The organism is Nocardia sp. NPDC051911 (assembly GCF_040681035.1).
In the GTDB taxonomy this organism is placed as follows: domain Bacteria; phylum Actinomycetota; class Actinomycetes; order Mycobacteriales; family Mycobacteriaceae; genus Nocardia; species Nocardia sichangensis.
In genome coordinates this window covers 243,391-257,376 of the sequence record NZ_JBFAXY010000002.1, presented here as the reverse complement: position 1 = coordinate 257,376, position 13,986 = coordinate 243,391, and the positions used below count along the sequence as shown (strand labels likewise).

Annotated in this window: 13 protein-coding genes; 9 read left to right on the top strand and 4 right to left on the bottom strand. The window is 68.2% G+C overall.

The window, feature by feature from the left end:
• The first annotated feature begins 19 nt into the window (after positions 1–19).
• The gene (locus AB0L97_RS04140) at positions 20–715 is read left to right on the top strand and encodes a lysostaphin resistance A-like protein (protein ID WP_364425226.1); all 696 of its coding nucleotides are present in this window, start codon (positions 20–22) and stop codon (positions 713–715) included.
• A gap of 139 nt (positions 716–854) precedes the next feature.
• Positions 855–1,244 carry a sterol carrier family protein gene (locus AB0L97_RS04135; protein ID WP_355076959.1) on the top strand — a complete coding sequence of 130 codons (390 nt, stop codon included), beginning with the start codon at positions 855–857 and terminating at the stop codon, positions 1,242–1,244.
• 30 nt (positions 1,245–1,274) lie between these two features.
• Here AB0L97_RS04135 and AB0L97_RS04130 read toward each other — a convergent pair whose 3' ends face one another.
• The gene (locus AB0L97_RS04130; protein WP_364425224.1) at positions 1,275–2,543 is read right to left on the bottom strand and encodes an ABC transporter permease; all 1,269 of its coding nucleotides are present in this window, start codon (positions 2,541–2,543) and stop codon (positions 1,275–1,277) included.
• Between the two features lie 205 nt (positions 2,544–2,748).
• Between AB0L97_RS04130 and purF the strand changes: the two genes are divergently transcribed.
• The 7 genes from purF (at position 2,749) to purM (ending at position 11,776) form a co-directional block, all read left to right on the top strand.
• Complete coding sequence (gene purF, locus AB0L97_RS04125; protein WP_355076960.1) at positions 2,749–4,338, top strand: amidophosphoribosyltransferase; 1,590 nt, start codon at positions 2,749–2,751, stop codon at positions 4,336–4,338.
• 63 nt (positions 4,339–4,401) lie between these two features.
• The gene (locus AB0L97_RS04120; RefSeq protein ID WP_355076962.1) at positions 4,402–4,788 is read left to right on the top strand and encodes a hypothetical protein; all 387 of its coding nucleotides are present in this window, start codon (positions 4,402–4,404) and stop codon (positions 4,786–4,788) included.
• 433 nt (positions 4,789–5,221) lie between these two features.
• Positions 5,222–6,754 (top strand): ABC transporter substrate-binding protein, encoded by a 1,533-nt coding sequence (locus AB0L97_RS04115; RefSeq protein ID WP_364425222.1) that lies wholly within the window; start codon positions 5,222–5,224, stop codon positions 6,752–6,754.
• Positions 6,755–6,879: 125 nt separating this feature from the next.
• Positions 6,880–7,890: an ABC transporter permease gene (locus tag AB0L97_RS04110; protein ID WP_356963892.1), complete on the top strand. Its 1,011-nt coding sequence runs from the start codon at positions 6,880–6,882 to the stop codon at positions 7,888–7,890.
• An 83-nt stretch (positions 7,891–7,973) separates the two neighbouring features.
• The gene (locus AB0L97_RS04105) at positions 7,974–8,888 is read left to right on the top strand and encodes an ABC transporter permease (RefSeq protein WP_364425220.1); all 915 of its coding nucleotides are present in this window, start codon (positions 7,974–7,976) and stop codon (positions 8,886–8,888) included.
• Entirely contained in the window at positions 8,881–10,569 is a 1,689-nt protein-coding gene (locus tag AB0L97_RS04100) for an ABC transporter ATP-binding protein (protein WP_364425055.1), read from the top strand. Before AB0L97_RS04105 ends, AB0L97_RS04100 begins: the two co-directional genes overlap by 8 nt.
• 130 nt (positions 10,570–10,699) lie before the next feature.
• Positions 10,700–11,776 carry a phosphoribosylformylglycinamidine cyclo-ligase gene (purM, locus tag AB0L97_RS04095; protein ID WP_355076965.1) on the top strand — a complete coding sequence of 359 codons (1,077 nt, stop codon included), beginning with the start codon at positions 10,700–10,702 and terminating at the stop codon, positions 11,774–11,776.
• A gap of 149 nt (positions 11,777–11,925) precedes the next feature.
• Here the strand turns inward: purM and AB0L97_RS04090 are convergent, their stop codons facing one another.
• The 3 genes from AB0L97_RS04090 to AB0L97_RS04080 all read right to left on the bottom strand — a co-directional run bounded on the left by AB0L97_RS04090 (position 11,926) and on the right by AB0L97_RS04080 (position 13,980).
• Positions 11,926–12,138 (bottom strand): DUF3073 domain-containing protein, encoded by a 213-nt coding sequence (locus AB0L97_RS04090; RefSeq protein WP_039794982.1) that lies wholly within the window; start codon positions 12,136–12,138, stop codon positions 11,926–11,928.
• A 175-nt stretch (positions 12,139–12,313) separates the two neighbouring features.
• Complete coding sequence (locus AB0L97_RS04085; protein ID WP_355076967.1) at positions 12,314–13,267, bottom strand: asparaginase; 954 nt, start codon at positions 13,265–13,267, stop codon at positions 12,314–12,316.
• Positions 13,264–13,980: an MOSC domain-containing protein gene (locus AB0L97_RS04080; protein ID WP_355076969.1), complete on the bottom strand. Its 717-nt coding sequence runs from the start codon at positions 13,978–13,980 to the stop codon at positions 13,264–13,266. The genes AB0L97_RS04085 and AB0L97_RS04080 overlap by 4 nt, the downstream gene beginning before the upstream one ends.
• Positions 13,981–13,986 lie beyond the last annotated feature (6 nt).

The following is a 13,986-nucleotide window of genomic DNA, read 5'->3' as shown; positions in this document are numbered from 1 at the left end:
GGAACGGGCCGTGCGAACCATGGCGGCCGTTGCCGTTCCGTTGTTCTGGAGCAACGCGGTCCTGCCCCGCCTCCGTCTCGGCATCCGCGGACGAACCGCCGCCAATGCCGGTTTCGCCACCGCCTACGCGGTCGCGCTGCGCGCGGAACCTGGCCGGTGGTCGAAGAGCGGCGTGCGCTGCGGGCTGCTCGCCGCGTCGGTCGTCGTGGCCGGTTACGCAGCGGCCCTTGCCGTTCCGTCGCTGCGATGGCAACTGGCCGAACTCGCTGAACGGGCGCCCGCTGTGTCGACGCAGGAGTGGGTGGCTGTGCACATTCCTCTCGGGACTGTCTACAGCGAGGAACTCGTCTTCCGCGGCACGCTGGATCCCATGCTGGACCGCCTTTTCGGTCCGCGAGCCGGTGCATTGGTCGGCGCGACGACCTTCGGACTCTGGCACATCACTCCCGCGCGGGCCGTGGGCGACAGTGTTCCCGCCACTGTGGCGGTGACTACGGCGGGCGGACTCGTGTTCGGTTTGCTGCGCCGCCGCACCGCGGGCACCGCCGCCCCCGCGCTGCTGCATCTCGCCATGAACGCGGGCGGAGCGATCGCTCCGCGCCTGGCCCGCCACTTCCCGGGTTCCGCGCGTGCGATGCGGGTGGCACGTTCGGACCTCGGGACAACTGTGGATGAATTCGCAACTCCGGCTTCGGATATACCGCGAGCCCGTTGACGGGGCGGCCGACGCCGGGCACCGCGCCGCCGCCGTCCCGAAGCCGCGCCGACACCGTCGTGTCGACCGCCCTCGCCGAAGCACGGCTGAGGTCGATCACGGGCGCGAGGCGTACGGAGCGCGAAGTAGGGTCGGGCAGGTGGCAGGACGAGGCACGGTAGACCCCGCGCAGACGCGGGCAGCGGTGGCGGTGGTGAGCGAATGGTTGCGTGACGAGTCGGTCGACGCGCCCGCGCGCGCCGAACTCGCGGCGGCTGTGCGTACCACGGCGCGCTCGCTGGCGGCCTCCGCGCCCGGGCACTCGGTCGAGGTCCGGGTGCCGCCGTTCGTCGCGGTGCAGTGCGTCGAGGGCCCGCGGCACACCCGGGGTACACCGCCGAACGTCGTGGAGACCGACCCGCGTACCTGGCTGCTACTGGCCACCGGACTGCTCGAGTTCGACGACGCGCTCGACTCCGGCGCGGTGAGCGCGTCCGGCACCCGCGCGGCCGAGATCACGCACTGGCTGCCGATCGTCCGAGTCGACTGAGACCGAGCCGATCGTTGCGGCGCGGACAGTTCACGCCCGGACGATGTTGCGGCGCTCCAGCCCCTTGCGGTCGTAGAAGCGGGTGACCGACGCGCCGAAGATCAGCCCGATCGCGAGCCCGAGGACCGCCATCCACACACCACGCGTGAGCCCCGCCTCGAAATCGGCGTCGAAGTACAGGATCGACCGCACACCCAGGAACACCTGGTGCATGGGTTCGAAGGAGGCGAGCCAGCCGAAATATCGCGGCGTCGCCTCGATCGGCACGGTGCCGCCCGAGGACGGCAGGCCGAGGATGACGAACAGGATGAGGTTCACCAGCAGGCCCGCCGAGCCGATCGCCGCCAGCATGGACAGCCCGGTCACGCCGACGGCGATCATGGCGAGCGCGCTGTAGAGGTACAGGGCCAGCGGATTGCCGATCGGCATGTCCAGCAGTTCGCCCACGACGAGGAACACTCCGGCGACGATGTTCGCCGCCAGCACGAACACGCCCCACTTGATCAGCAGCGTCTTGAACCGCGAGATCGGCGTGGGCGGGTAGTGCACGTACCACGGGCCGTACTCGGTGGGCACGAAACCGAGCTGCGCATCGATCATGGTGTGGATGACCATCGCGCCGACCACGCCGGCCAGCAGCAGCAACAGGGCGTAGAAGAACGCGGTCAGGCCCTGGCCGCTACCGTGCGGCAGCGGGTGGTACTGCTGCTGCACCACCTCGATCGGCGACGCAATCGCCACCCTGGTCGCGCCGGTCAGTTCGGGTGCGGGCGGACCGCCAGGACGCGGGGCCAGCTGCGCGTTCACCTGGTCGAGCAACTGCTTGCCGACCTGCTTGTTCACCTCGGTCAGCGCCTCGTTGCCGACCCGCAGCACGATCTGCGTGCCGAACGCGCCCGCGCGCGGGTTGGTCTGCACCGTGATGATCGGGCGCGGGATGTCACCGGGTATGACACTGCCCACACCCAGATTGCCGAGCTGCTTGCTGAAATCGCTCGGGATGACGATCGCGCCGTAGACCTGTCCGGACTGCATCTGCCGCTCGGACTCGTTGATGCTGAGCACGCGCAGGTCGACCTTGTCCGACGGCACTCCGGCGGCCAGCGCCTTGGTGATCTGATCGCCGAAATTGACCTTCTGCTCGGCGCTCCCGCTGCCGATGGTGTCGCCGACATCCTGGTTCACCAGGGCGATCGGGAAGTCGTGCAGGTTCTTCTCCGGATCGACGACATAGTCGAGGTACATGATGCCCAGCAGCGCGGTGAGCAGGCTCAACACCGCGATGGGAAACAGCACCATCCGAGGCCATGGCCTGCGCACCGGCCCCGTCGTGCCCGCGTCGTCCGTAGTCGTCACGGTCCGCACCGTAACAGCCGAAGGCGTCGCGGCGACCCCGCTTCGGTCACCTGGAATTGCTGCTCGGATGCGGCGGCGGTGCGCGGGCACCGCCGCGGCATCCGTAGAATGAAATCTGCCCCCAGCCCGCCCGAACAGGGAGCAAACGGTGACCAACGCCGAACTGCCGGTCCAGAGCATTTCCGCCGCCTCGTGTCCCACCCCGGACGTCGACGAGAACGAGCCGCGCGAGGAGTGCGGAGTCTTCGGAGTCTGGGCGCCGAGCGAAGAAGTGGCGAAACTCACGTATTACGGGCTTTATGCTCTGCAACACCGTGGCCAGGAGGCGGCGGGCATCGCGGTGTCGGACGGCTCGCAGATCCTCGTGTTCAAGGATCTCGGACTGGTCAGCCAGGTGTTCGACGAGCAGACGCTGGCGGCCATGCCGGGTCACATCGCCGTCGGTCACTGTCGCTACTCCACAACGGGCGGGGTGACCTGGGAGAACGCTCAGCCCATCTTCCGCACCACCGCGGTGGGCTCCGGACTTGCCCTGGGGCACAACGGCAATCTGGTCAACACCGCCGAATTGGCCGGCCGTGCACGGGAACTCGGCCTGCTCGCCTCCGTCCGGGGCGGGCGCCCGCAGCCCGCCGCGGCGACCTCCGACTCCGACGTGGTCACCGCGCTGCTCGCGCACGCCGCCGCCGACTCCAGCATCGAGCGGGCCGCGATGGAACTGCTGCCCACCCTGAAGGGCGCGTTCTGCCTGACCTTCATGGACGAGCACACCCTCTACGCCGCGCGCGACCCGCACGGCGTGCGCCCGCTGTGCCTGGGCAGGCTGGAGCGTGGCTGGGTCGTTGCCAGTGAGACCGCCGCGCTGGACATCGTCGGCGCCGCCTTCGTCCGCGAGATCGAACCCGGCGAATTGCTGGCGATCGATGCCGACGGCGTGCGCTCGATGCGCTTCGCCAACCCCGAGCCCAAGGGCTGCGTCTTCGAATACGTGTACCTGGCGCGGCCGGACAGCACCATCGCGGGCCGGTCGGTGCACGCCACCCGGGTGGAGATCGGCCGTCGCCTGGCGAAGGAGCACCCGGTCGACGCCGATCTGGTGATTCCGGTTCCCGAATCCGGCACACCGGCCGCCGTCGGTTACGCGCAGGGGTCGGGCGTGCCCTACGGCCAGGGCCTGATGAAGAACGCCTACGTCGGCCGCACGTTCATCCAGCCCAGCCAGACCATCCGTCAGCTCGGCATCCGGCTAAAGCTCAATCCGCTGCGCGAGGTCATCCGCGGCAAGCGCCTGATCGTCGTGGACGACTCGATCGTGCGTGGCAACACCCAGCGCGCGCTGATCCGGATGTTGCGCGAGGCGGGCGCGTTGGAGATCCACGTGCGGATCGCCTCGCCGCCGGTGAAGTGGCCCTGTTTCTACGGCATCGACTTCGCCTCGCGGGCGGAACTGATCGCCAACGGAGCGGGCACCGAGGGCGACGTCGCGGACATGGTCGAGGGCGTGCGCCGGTCGATCGGCGCCGATACCCTCGGCTACATCTCGCTCGACGGCATGATCGCCGCCACCGAACAGCCGCGCTCGCGGCTGTGCGCCGCGTGCTTCGACGGCAACTATCCGATCCCGCTGCCCACCGAGGCCGCGATCGGGAAAAACGTGCTCGAGGGCATGCTCACCGGTCAGACCGAGGCCGAGCTGCTGGGCGACAACGCGAATGCGAGCGCGCTGAGCCGTCCGTGACGCGGGACGTCGCTCGGGATCCGCGTAGCCGAACTCGCTCACCGCGTGCCGCACAATGAGCGCATGGATGCGAAGTACGCCGCCGCGCTGGAGCCCGTGCGTCGGGATCTGGCCGCTACCTGCGCTGTCCAGCCCATCGTGGTCGAGGAGACGCACCAGGGCATGGACTGGGTGATGTTCTACGAGCCCGACGGTAGCGGCGCCGGGATCGGACCGCTGGTCGGCGACGACTACGCGGAGCAGGTGGCGTATCTCGCCGACAAGGCGCACGAGTGGGCGGTAGAGGCGTTGTGGACGGCGGGCGAGTCACCGGTGTGGCCGGTGTGCCCGAGACATCCGAACACTCATCCGCTGGCGGCGGGCGTGAGCGGCGGGGTGGCGGTGTGGTCGTGTCCGAGGACACGTGCGATGGTGGCGCCAATAGGGCAGTTGGGAGTCAGTGTGCCGTGACCCCGCACGTCGTTGACGATCACGAACCACCGCTGAGGTTCGGGCCAGTCGCGCTGCTGGGCGCGAACGCGATGCGCTGCTGATGCTGTTCGCTGTCTCGCGCGGTGATGTGGCCTGCTCGAGACATCACGCCGTGCACCGTCCGGCGATTCTGGACGTACGACCGGTTTTTCGGGCCGGTCGTAGTCGCCGCGCATAACACCTGCTGAGAGCGCCGCGGATTTTCTTCGAAAACGTAACGTGCCGAAAATGCTTCGTAGGTACGGTGCCGATCAGATCGGAAGTTCACCCGTGTCCGCACCGGGCCTGCGATCCAGGGCAACGCGTGCGGCGCTCGAGAAGTGGGGCCGTGATGAGGAATTCGAGGTTGGGGCGACAGATCGGGACGCGAACCATCGCGGCCGTCGGCTTGCTGGCATTGGCGGGTTCGGTGCTGGCGGGATGCGGTTCCGGGCGAACCGGGGAGGGCGGTGACAGCGGCGGCTTGGTGGCGGGCACCACCGACAAGATCTTCTCGCTCGATCCCGCGGCCGCCTACGACAACGGGTCGCTGGTCGCCGAGACGCAGATCTATCAGTACCTGCTCAACTTCGCACCCGGTGACGCGACGCCGAAGCCGGACGCGGCCCAGAAGTGCGAGTTCACCACGCCCACGGTGTATACCTGCACGTTGAAGGACGGCCTGAAGTTCGCCAACGGCAACCCGCTGACCGCGACCAGCGTGAAGTTCTCCTTCGACCGGATGCTGCGGATCAACGACCCGAACGGTCCCGCCTCGCTGCTCGGCAATCTGGAGAAGACCGACGTAGTGGACCCGCGCACCGTCGCGTTCACGTTGAAGGTGGCCGACGACCAGACCTTCCCCGCGATCCTGCCCACCCAGGCCGGGCCGATCGTCGACGAGAAGGTATACGCGCCGGACAAGGTGATGCCGGACGAGGATGTGGTGAAGGCCAAGGGCTACTCCGGCCCGTACGTCATCGCCAGTTACGACAAGAACAAACTCGTCGAGTACCAGGCGTTCGCCGATTACAACGGCATCCTCGGCAAGCCGAAGACCGAGACGGTGTCCACCAAGTACTACGCCACCACCGACAACATGAAGCTCGACCTGCAGAACGGTTCGCTCGACGTCGGATATCGGTCGTTCACGCCCACCGACATCGAGTCGCTGCGCAACGACGGCAAGGTCGCCGTGCACGAGGGCCCCGGCGGGGAACTGCGGTACATCGTGTTCAATCTGAACACCATGCCGGGTGGCACGCCCGCGCAGAAACTGGCCGTGCGCAAGGCCGTCGCGGCCACCGTCGACCGTGCCGCGCTCGCCGACGGCGTCTACAAGAAGACCTACCTGCCCGCGTATTCGTCCGTGCCGCAGGGCATGCCGGGCGCGGCCGAGCCGTTCAAGGAAATCTACGGCCCCCAGCCGAACAAGGACCAGGCGGCGAAGTTCCTCGCCGACGCGGGGGTCGCGACGCCGGTCGAGCTGAATCTCCAGTACAACCCCGACCACTACGGCTCCAGCAGCTCCGAGGAGTACGCGGCGATCAAGTCGCAACTGGAGGCAACGGGTTTGTTCAAGGTCGATCTCCAATCCACCGAATGGGTGACCTACCAGCGAGAACGCGCCCGTGATGCCTACCCGCTCTTCCAATTCGGCTGGTTCCCGGACTTCCCGGACCCGGACAACTACCTTTCCCCGTTCTTCGGGCCGAACAACTTCCTGCAGTCGCATTTCGAAGACCCCGGCATCTCCGCCCAGCTGATCGCCCAGGCGACCCAGCCCGACAAGGACAAGCGGCTCGCGCAGATCCAGCAGGTGCAGCGTGATCTCGCGCAGAACTTCCTGCCGATCGTCCCGCTGCTGTCCGGCAAGCAGATCGCGGTCTCCGCCACCGGGGTGCAGGGTGTGGAACAGACGCTCGACGCATCGTTCAAGTTCCGCTATACGGTGCTGAGCAAGTGAGTTCCGGCGGTCCGGCCGGGCCCGGGGCGACCACATCGGCGGACATCGCGCCGACACCCGTCCGGGCCCGGCCCTTCGCCCTGCGGCGAACCGGCAAGGGCGGCGACGATTCTCGCCACGGCGCGTTGCTGCGCTACCTCGGCGTCCGCCTGCTGCTGATTCCGGTGACCGCGTGGATCCTGGTCACGGTCGTGTTTTTCCTGATGCGCGTGGTCGGCGACCCGATCAGCGCGGCGATGGGCGGACGCATGACCCAGGAACAGATCGAGGCGCGCAAGGAGGCGGCCGGGCTGAACCGGCCGATACTGACCCAGTACTGGGACTATCTGTCCGGGCTTCTGCACGGGGATCTCGGTCGCTCCCAGGATAACCGGGAGATCAGCGAGGTGGTGGTCACCTACGGCGCCGCCTCGCTGGAACTGGTGTGCTGGGCACTCGTGGTCGCGTTCGCGATCGGCGTCCCGCTGGGCAGGTACGCCGCCACCCGGCGGGATTCGGCCGCCGACACCACGTTGCGGTTGCTGGCCATCTTGTTCTACGCCGCGCCGGTGTTCTTCGTCGGCCTGCTGCTGAAGCTGGTGTTCGCGGTGCGACTCGGCTGGCTGCCGGTGGCGGGCCGGGCGAGCACCAACGTGGAACTGCGGCTGCAACACGTCTCGCCGAAGACCAACATCATGTTGATCGACGCGATCCTCTACGGCGACGCCGGATACCTGCTCGACGTGCTGAAACACGCCGTGCTGCCCGCCATCGCGCTCGGCTTGCTCACCGCGGGCATCTTCTTGCGGCTGGTGCGGATCAACCTGATCCAGACCCTCCGCGCCGACTACGTGGACGCGGCACGGGCCCGTGGCTTGTCCCGCCGCGTGGTGACCGGGCGGCATGCCTTCCGCAACGCGCTGATCCCGATCGTCACGGTGATGGGCATGCAGATCGCCATGATGCTCGGCGCCTCGGTGCTCACCGAGACCACGTTCGAGTGGAAAGGCCTCGGCTATCAATTCGCGCAATACCTCTCGGCGCGCGACTTCATCGCCGTGCAGGGCATCGTCGCGTTCATCGCGCTCATCGTGGCGGTGATGAGCTTCCTGGTCGACGTCCTGGTGGCGCTGATCGATCCGAGGGTGAGGTTCTGATGACGGCTCCGGAACTGCTGAACGAAACCCTGGTCACGCCACCCGCGGCGCGGCGGGGTGTACCCGGCCTCCGGTTGTTCTCGATGACCTCCGGTTTGCAGCGTGCGACGCTGGTCCTCGGCCTGGCTCTGGTCGGTGTCTTCGTGGTCGCCGCGCTCTTCGCTCCGCTGATCGCACCGTACGGATTCGCCCAGAGTGCCGTTGACGGCGTCGATTTCGTTCGCCAGCAAGCACCGTCGGCCGAGCATTGGTTCGGCACCTCGGTGCGCGGAGAAGACGTGTTCTCCCGGGTGATCTATGGCGCGCGGACAGCCTTGTGGGTGATCACGATCTCCCTGCTGCTCTCGCTGCTGATCGGGGTACCGCTCGGACTGCTGTCCGGCTACGTCGGCCGGTGGCCGGACCGGTTGCTCGTGCTGTTCATGGACGCGATGTACGCGTTCCCGACACTGTTGCTGGCGATCGTGGTGTCCATCGTGGTCGCGGGCGGTCGCTCGACCAGCCTGGGCGGTGTGCTGTCCGCGGCGGTGGCCATCACGGCGGTCTTCGTCCCGCAGTACTTCCGGGTGGTGCGCAACGCGACCGTGGCCGTGAAGCAGGAGCCGTACGTCGACGCGGCGCGGGTAACCGGCGCGTCGACCACGCGAATCCTGTTCCGGCACATCCTGGCCAATGTCACTCAATCGCTGCCGGTGATCATCACGCTCAACGGGTCGGAAGCCATCCTCACCCTGGCCGGCCTGGGCTTCCTCGGTTTCGGCATCGAACCGACCCAGGCCGCGGAATGGGGTTTCGATCTGAACAAAGCGCTGCCGGACGTGTCCAACGGCATCTGGTGGACGGGCATCTTTCCCGGTGTCGCCATCGTGCTCGTCGTGCTCGGCATGACCTTGGTAGGGGAAAGCCTCAACGAAGTGCTGAACCCCGTCCTGCGCACCCGCCGCGCCGCGGCGGTGGCCGGACCGGACGGCGGCGGAAAGGACGCGACCGATGCCTGAGTCCTCCGCGACGGAGCGGGGCCGCCCCGCCCTGTCCATCGAATCGTTGTCGGTCACCTTCGCCACCGACGCGGGGCCGGTGCACGCGGTCACCGACGTCTCCTACGAGGTCTACCCCGGCGAAGTGCTGGCCATCGTCGGGGAGTCCGGTTCGGGCAAGTCCGTGAGCTCACGCACCGCGATGGGCTTGCTGCCGGAAACGGCCACGGTGCGCGGCCTGGTCACCTTGGGGACCGAGCAGGTCACCACGATGAACGAGAGGCAGCTCACCGCATTGCGCGGCGGCGCGATCTCGATGGTGTTCCAGGAACCAGGCCTGGCCCTGGACCCGCTGTTCACCGTCGGCTTCCAGATCGGCGAGGCGCTGCGCGCCCACACCGACCTGACCAAGAAGGCGGCCAAGGCGCGGGCGGTGGAACTCCTGCGCCTGGTCGGGTTGCCCGATCCGGAGCACCGGGTGGACTACTACCCGCATCAGCTCTCCGGCGGGCAGAAACAACGCGTGGTGATCGCCATCGCCATCGCCTGCGAGCCGAAGGTGATCATCGCCGACGAGCCGACCACGGCGCTGGACGTCACGGTTCAGGCCGAGATCCTCGCCCTGCTGCGGGGCCTGCGCGACCGGATCGGCAGCGCGATCGTGCTGATCACCCACAACATGGGCGTGGTCGCCGACATCGCCGACCGCGTGGTGGTGATGCGCGACGGAGCGGTGGTCGAGCAGGCGCCGGTGGATGAACTGTTCGCGCGTCCCACGGCGGACTACACCCGCGCCCTGCTTGCCGCGGTCCCGCACCTGGGTACCGAGCAGATCGAGCACGGCCCGCCCGACAGTGCCGAGACCGAGGGCGATCCGGTACTCGAGGTCCGTGATCTGGTGGTCGAATTTCCCGGCCCGTTCGGCAGGCCGCGTTTCCGCGCTGTCGACGGCGTGAGTCTGCGCATCGGTCCCGGCGAGACGCTCGGCCTGGTCGGTGAGTCCGGCTCGGGCAAGTCGACCATCGGCCGCTGCGTCGCGGCACTGCAACGGCCCACCTCCGGAACAGTGCGAGTGCGCGGGCGCGACATCGTGGGGTTGTCACAGCGCGAGCTGCGACCGATTCGGCGGCGCTTCGGATTCGTCTTCCAGGACCCGGCCAGTTCGCTGAATCCCCGGCTCACCGTGGGCGAGTGCGTGTCCGAACCGCTGCTCGTGCACAAGGCGGGCAGCTCGGCGGAGATTCGCGCCAGGGTGCGCCTGCTACTCGACGACGTGCGGTTGCCCGCGGGCGTCGAACGCCGGTACCCGCACGAGTTGTCCGGCGGGCAGCGTCAGCGTGCCAGCCTCGCCCGCGCGCTGGTGCTCGACCCGGACCTGCTGGTCGCCGACGAGCCGACCAGCGCGCTGGACGTCTCGGTGCAGGCCGCGGTGCTGGAGCTGTTCGGTCAGCTACAGCGCGAGTGCGGCTGGGCCTGCCTGTTCATCAGCCACGACTTGGCCGTGGTCGACCAGCTCGCCGACCGGATCGTGGTGCTGCGCGACGGTGCGGTGGTGGAAGCGGGCGATCGGAATCGCATCCTGCGCGCCCCACGGGAGGAGTACACCCGCCGCTTGGTCGCCGCGGTGCCGGTACCGGATCCGGTGCGGCAACGCCACCGCCGGGCACAGGCCGCGGGGTTCGATGGCGACGAGACGGACTGATCGTCCGCTTTACGGTTGGCTCTGCCCTATTGTCAAGAGGGCGAGCCAACACCGGTGCGGGGTCGTTATCCGGCTCCGGTAGCGTGAGCAGGCATCTATCCGCCGATTCGGTTTGGAGCTTTCCCCGAAAATGACTGAACAGACCCCCAGTGGTGGTGCTTCGTACGCCGCGGCAGGCGTGGACATCGAGGCAGGTGATCGCGCAGTCGAGTTGTTCGGGCCATTGGCGAAGAAGGCGACCCGGCCCGAGGTCCAAGGCGGCCTCGGCGGCTTCGCCGGGCTGTTCGCGCTGAAGGGCGGCTACCGGGAACCGTTGCTGGCGGCCTCCACCGACGGCGTCGGCACCAAGATCGCGGTGGCGCAGGCGATGGACAAACACGACACCGTCGGCCTCGACCTGGTGGCCATGGTGGTGGACGATCTCGTGGTCTGCGGCGCGGAGCCGCTGTTCCTCCAGGACTACATCGCCATCGGCAAGGTCGTCCCGGAGAAGGTCGCCGAACTCGTCTCCGGCATCGCCGAGGGCTGTGTGCGCGCCGGGTGCGCGCTGCTCGGCGGCGAGACCGCCGAGCATCCCGGGCTGATGGATCCGGACGACTACGACCTGTCCGCCACCGGCATCGGCGTGGTCGAAGCCGACGCGGTGCTCGGACCCGACCGGGTCCGTCCCGGCGACGTGGTGATCGCCATGGGGTCCTCCGGACTGCACTCCAACGGCTACAGTCTGGCCCGCAAGGTGCTGCTCGAGATCGATCGCATGTCGCTCACCGGCCACGTCGAGGAGTTCGGCCGCACCCTGGGCGAGGAACTGCTCGAGCCGACCAGGATCTACGCCAAGGACTGCCTCGCGCTGATCGCCGAAACCGATGTGCGCACGTTCGCCCACGTCACCGGCGGTGGCTTGGCGGCCAATCTCGCCCGGGTGCTGCCCGCGGGCATTGTGGCCGAGCTGGATCGAGGCACCTGGAACCCGGCGCCGGTGTTCAAGATGATCGCCCAGCGCGGCCGGGTCGAGCGGCCCGAGATGGAGAAGACGTTCAACATGGGCGTCGGCATGGTCGCCGTCGTCGCTCCCGAGGATGTGGACCGGGCGCTGGCGGTGCTGACCGCACGGCACATCGAGTGCTGGACGCTGGGCACGGTCAAGAAGGCCAAGGACGCCGACGCCGCGCGCGCCGTGCTGGTCGGTGAGCATCCGCGGTTCTGATTCGCGGTGAAGACACGTGAGAGTCCCGCATCTATGTACGATGCGGGACTCCGGTGTGTTGCAAGCCTTTTCGGCGCCAGAGACGTCAACCCGCGACAACGATCGAAGGGGGAGGCCCGTCGGCCTCCCCCTTCAGACGTAAATCCGAGTCAGCGGCGCCAGTCGTCGTAGTCGTCGTCCTCGTCCCAGCGGGACAAGGAGTCGTCCGCGTCGTGCTCATCGGACAGCACACCACCACTCCGCTGGGAGTTGGGGCTTCCCGAAAGCTCGCGCTGAAGGCTCGCGAAGTCGGTCGTGGGCGAGCTGTACTTCAGCTCGCGTGCGACCTTGGTCTGCTTTGCCTTAGCCCGGCCACGGCCCATGGCTGACCCCCTCGCGTCACAGCGGGGCGGCCTGGGGTTTGGTGGCGGCCCCGTTCGAATTAATACTCTTCCTGACAGACACTTTAGCGTGTGTCCGGCGGTCTCGCTTCCAGGAGTGGGTGAAGAACTCCGGAACCAGTGCCGTTTGCCCGCTTGTCGCCCTGCCGTGGAATAGCTAGACGACCCCGGGTATAGCACGAATCACACCGACTCGGATACCCCCGCCCAGCACCGCGGGGGCCGCCAGCTCCGCGTGCGCATCGGTCCACTCGATTCCCATTCGGTGCAGAATCGCCAGCGTCAGCGGCATTCGCGCGCGATCGTGGCCGTCTTCGATCTTGTACGCGAAAGCCGATCCGTCCGGCAGCGCGCCCGCGTGCACACCATCCGCGCCGATCTTGCACACCAGCCCGGGAGTGGCCAGCATGGTCAGCAGATCGGGCGCGTTCGTGCCGGAAATCACTCGCGGATGCGCGCGCACCGCGTCGGCGACCCGGCGTTCCGGGCTCCCTGGCTCGGCCGTCGCGATGGTCGAGAACACCCGCGCGAGGTTGACGAGTGAGACGGGGATGATCGGCAATCCGCAGCCGTCGATGCCCAGATCGGCTTCCGGCTCGCCGGTCAGGTCGGCCACGGTCGCGATCACCGCGCGCTGCAGCGGATGCGCCCGGTCCTGGTAGCCCTCGGTCGGCCAGCCGTTGATCGCGCAGGTCGCGAGCATCGCCGCGTGTTTGCCCGAGCAGTTCATGTAGATGGGGCGTGGTTGTCCTCCGCCGGACAGCAGCGCGGTGCGGGCGCCCTCGTCGTACGGCAGATCGGCCGGGCAGGCCAGGGCGGATTCGGGCAGGCCGAACCGGTCCAGCAGCCTGCGCACCAGCGCGACATGGTCGGGTTCGCCGTAGTGCGAGGCGGTGGCGATCGCCAGTTCGGCGTCATCGACCGGCTGGAAACCGTTGCGCAGCAGGGTGATCGCCTGCATCGGCTTGTTCGTCGAGCGCGGGAAGATCGGCAGGTGCACTTCGCCGAGTTCGAGGGTGGGCTCGCCCGCGGCGTCGAGCACCACCACCGAGCCGCGGTGCACGCATTCACGGAAGCCCGAGCGGACCACTTCGACCAGTTCCACACTCACGATTTCGCTCCCGTGCCGATGTCGTCGGTGCTCGTCGTCGCGTGCCGGTGCGCGGTGGCGCGCACGGCGTTGCCATGCCTGCGCGCGTGCCGTTCCACTTGCATGCGCACGTCGTCGGAGATGGTCGGCTCGTCGGCGAGCAGGATCGCCAGCAGATCCGGATCGGCGCCGGTGAACAGATCGCGGACCGTGATGCCGTGCTCGGGGACGTGTACCACCGAGATCCGGTCGCCCGCCGCGATCGTGCCCTCGGTGAGCACCCGCAAATAGGCGCCGGTATCGCTGCGCAGGGTGAACCGTTTGACCCACTGCTGCTCGCCGCTCCAGTGCTGGAACGTGGCGCACGGCACGCGCGGAGCGCTCACCTCCAGCACGGTGTCACCGACCGTCCAGCGCGCGCCGATCACCGAGTCGCTGACCGGAAGGCCACGCACGCGCAGGTTTTCGCCGAACCAGCCCGCGGGCAGTTCCCGGCCGAGCTCCGTGCCCCAGCGGCGGGCGTCCTCGTCGGCGTAGGCGTAGACGGCCTGGTGCACGCCGCCGTGATGCTTGGTGTTGCAGACGTGATCGCCGTCCAAGCCGAGGGCGCGTACCGCGACTCGTCCCGCCGCCGGGCGCTTGTCGATGGCGCTGCGACCGACCCTTCCCGGTACCTCGATATCGGCGTGCACGACGCACGCCGCGAGCACCTCTCCGGAATCACCGACGCGCATGAACGG

Excerpts from the sequence above, each read along its gene's own strand:
- AB0L97_RS04130 (WP_364425224.1), bottom strand. The coding sequence starts at position 2,543 with ATGGTGCTGTTTCCCATCGCGGTGTTGAGCCTGCTCACCGCGCTGCTG.
- AB0L97_RS04120 (WP_355076962.1), top strand. The coding sequence starts at position 4,402 with ATGGATGCGAAGTACGCCGCCGCGCTGGAGCCCGTGCGTCGGGATCTG.
- AB0L97_RS04090 (WP_039794982.1), bottom strand. The coding sequence starts at position 12,138 with ATGGGCCGTGGCCGGGCTAAGGCAAAGCAGACCAAGGTCGCACGCGAG.
- AB0L97_RS04080 (WP_355076969.1), bottom strand. The coding sequence starts at position 13,980 with ATGCGCGTCGGTGATTCCGGAGAGGTGCTCGCGGCGTGCGTCGTGCAC.
- AB0L97_RS04140 (WP_364425226.1), top strand. The coding sequence starts at position 20 with ATGGCGGCCGTTGCCGTTCCGTTGTTCTGGAGCAACGCGGTCCTGCCC.
- AB0L97_RS04100 (WP_364425055.1), top strand. The coding sequence starts at position 8,881 with ATGCCTGAGTCCTCCGCGACGGAGCGGGGCCGCCCCGCCCTGTCCATC.
- purM (WP_355076965.1), top strand. The coding sequence starts at position 10,700 with ATGACTGAACAGACCCCCAGTGGTGGTGCTTCGTACGCCGCGGCAGGC.
- AB0L97_RS04105 (WP_364425220.1), top strand. The coding sequence starts at position 7,974 with ATGACCTCCGGTTTGCAGCGTGCGACGCTGGTCCTCGGCCTGGCTCTG.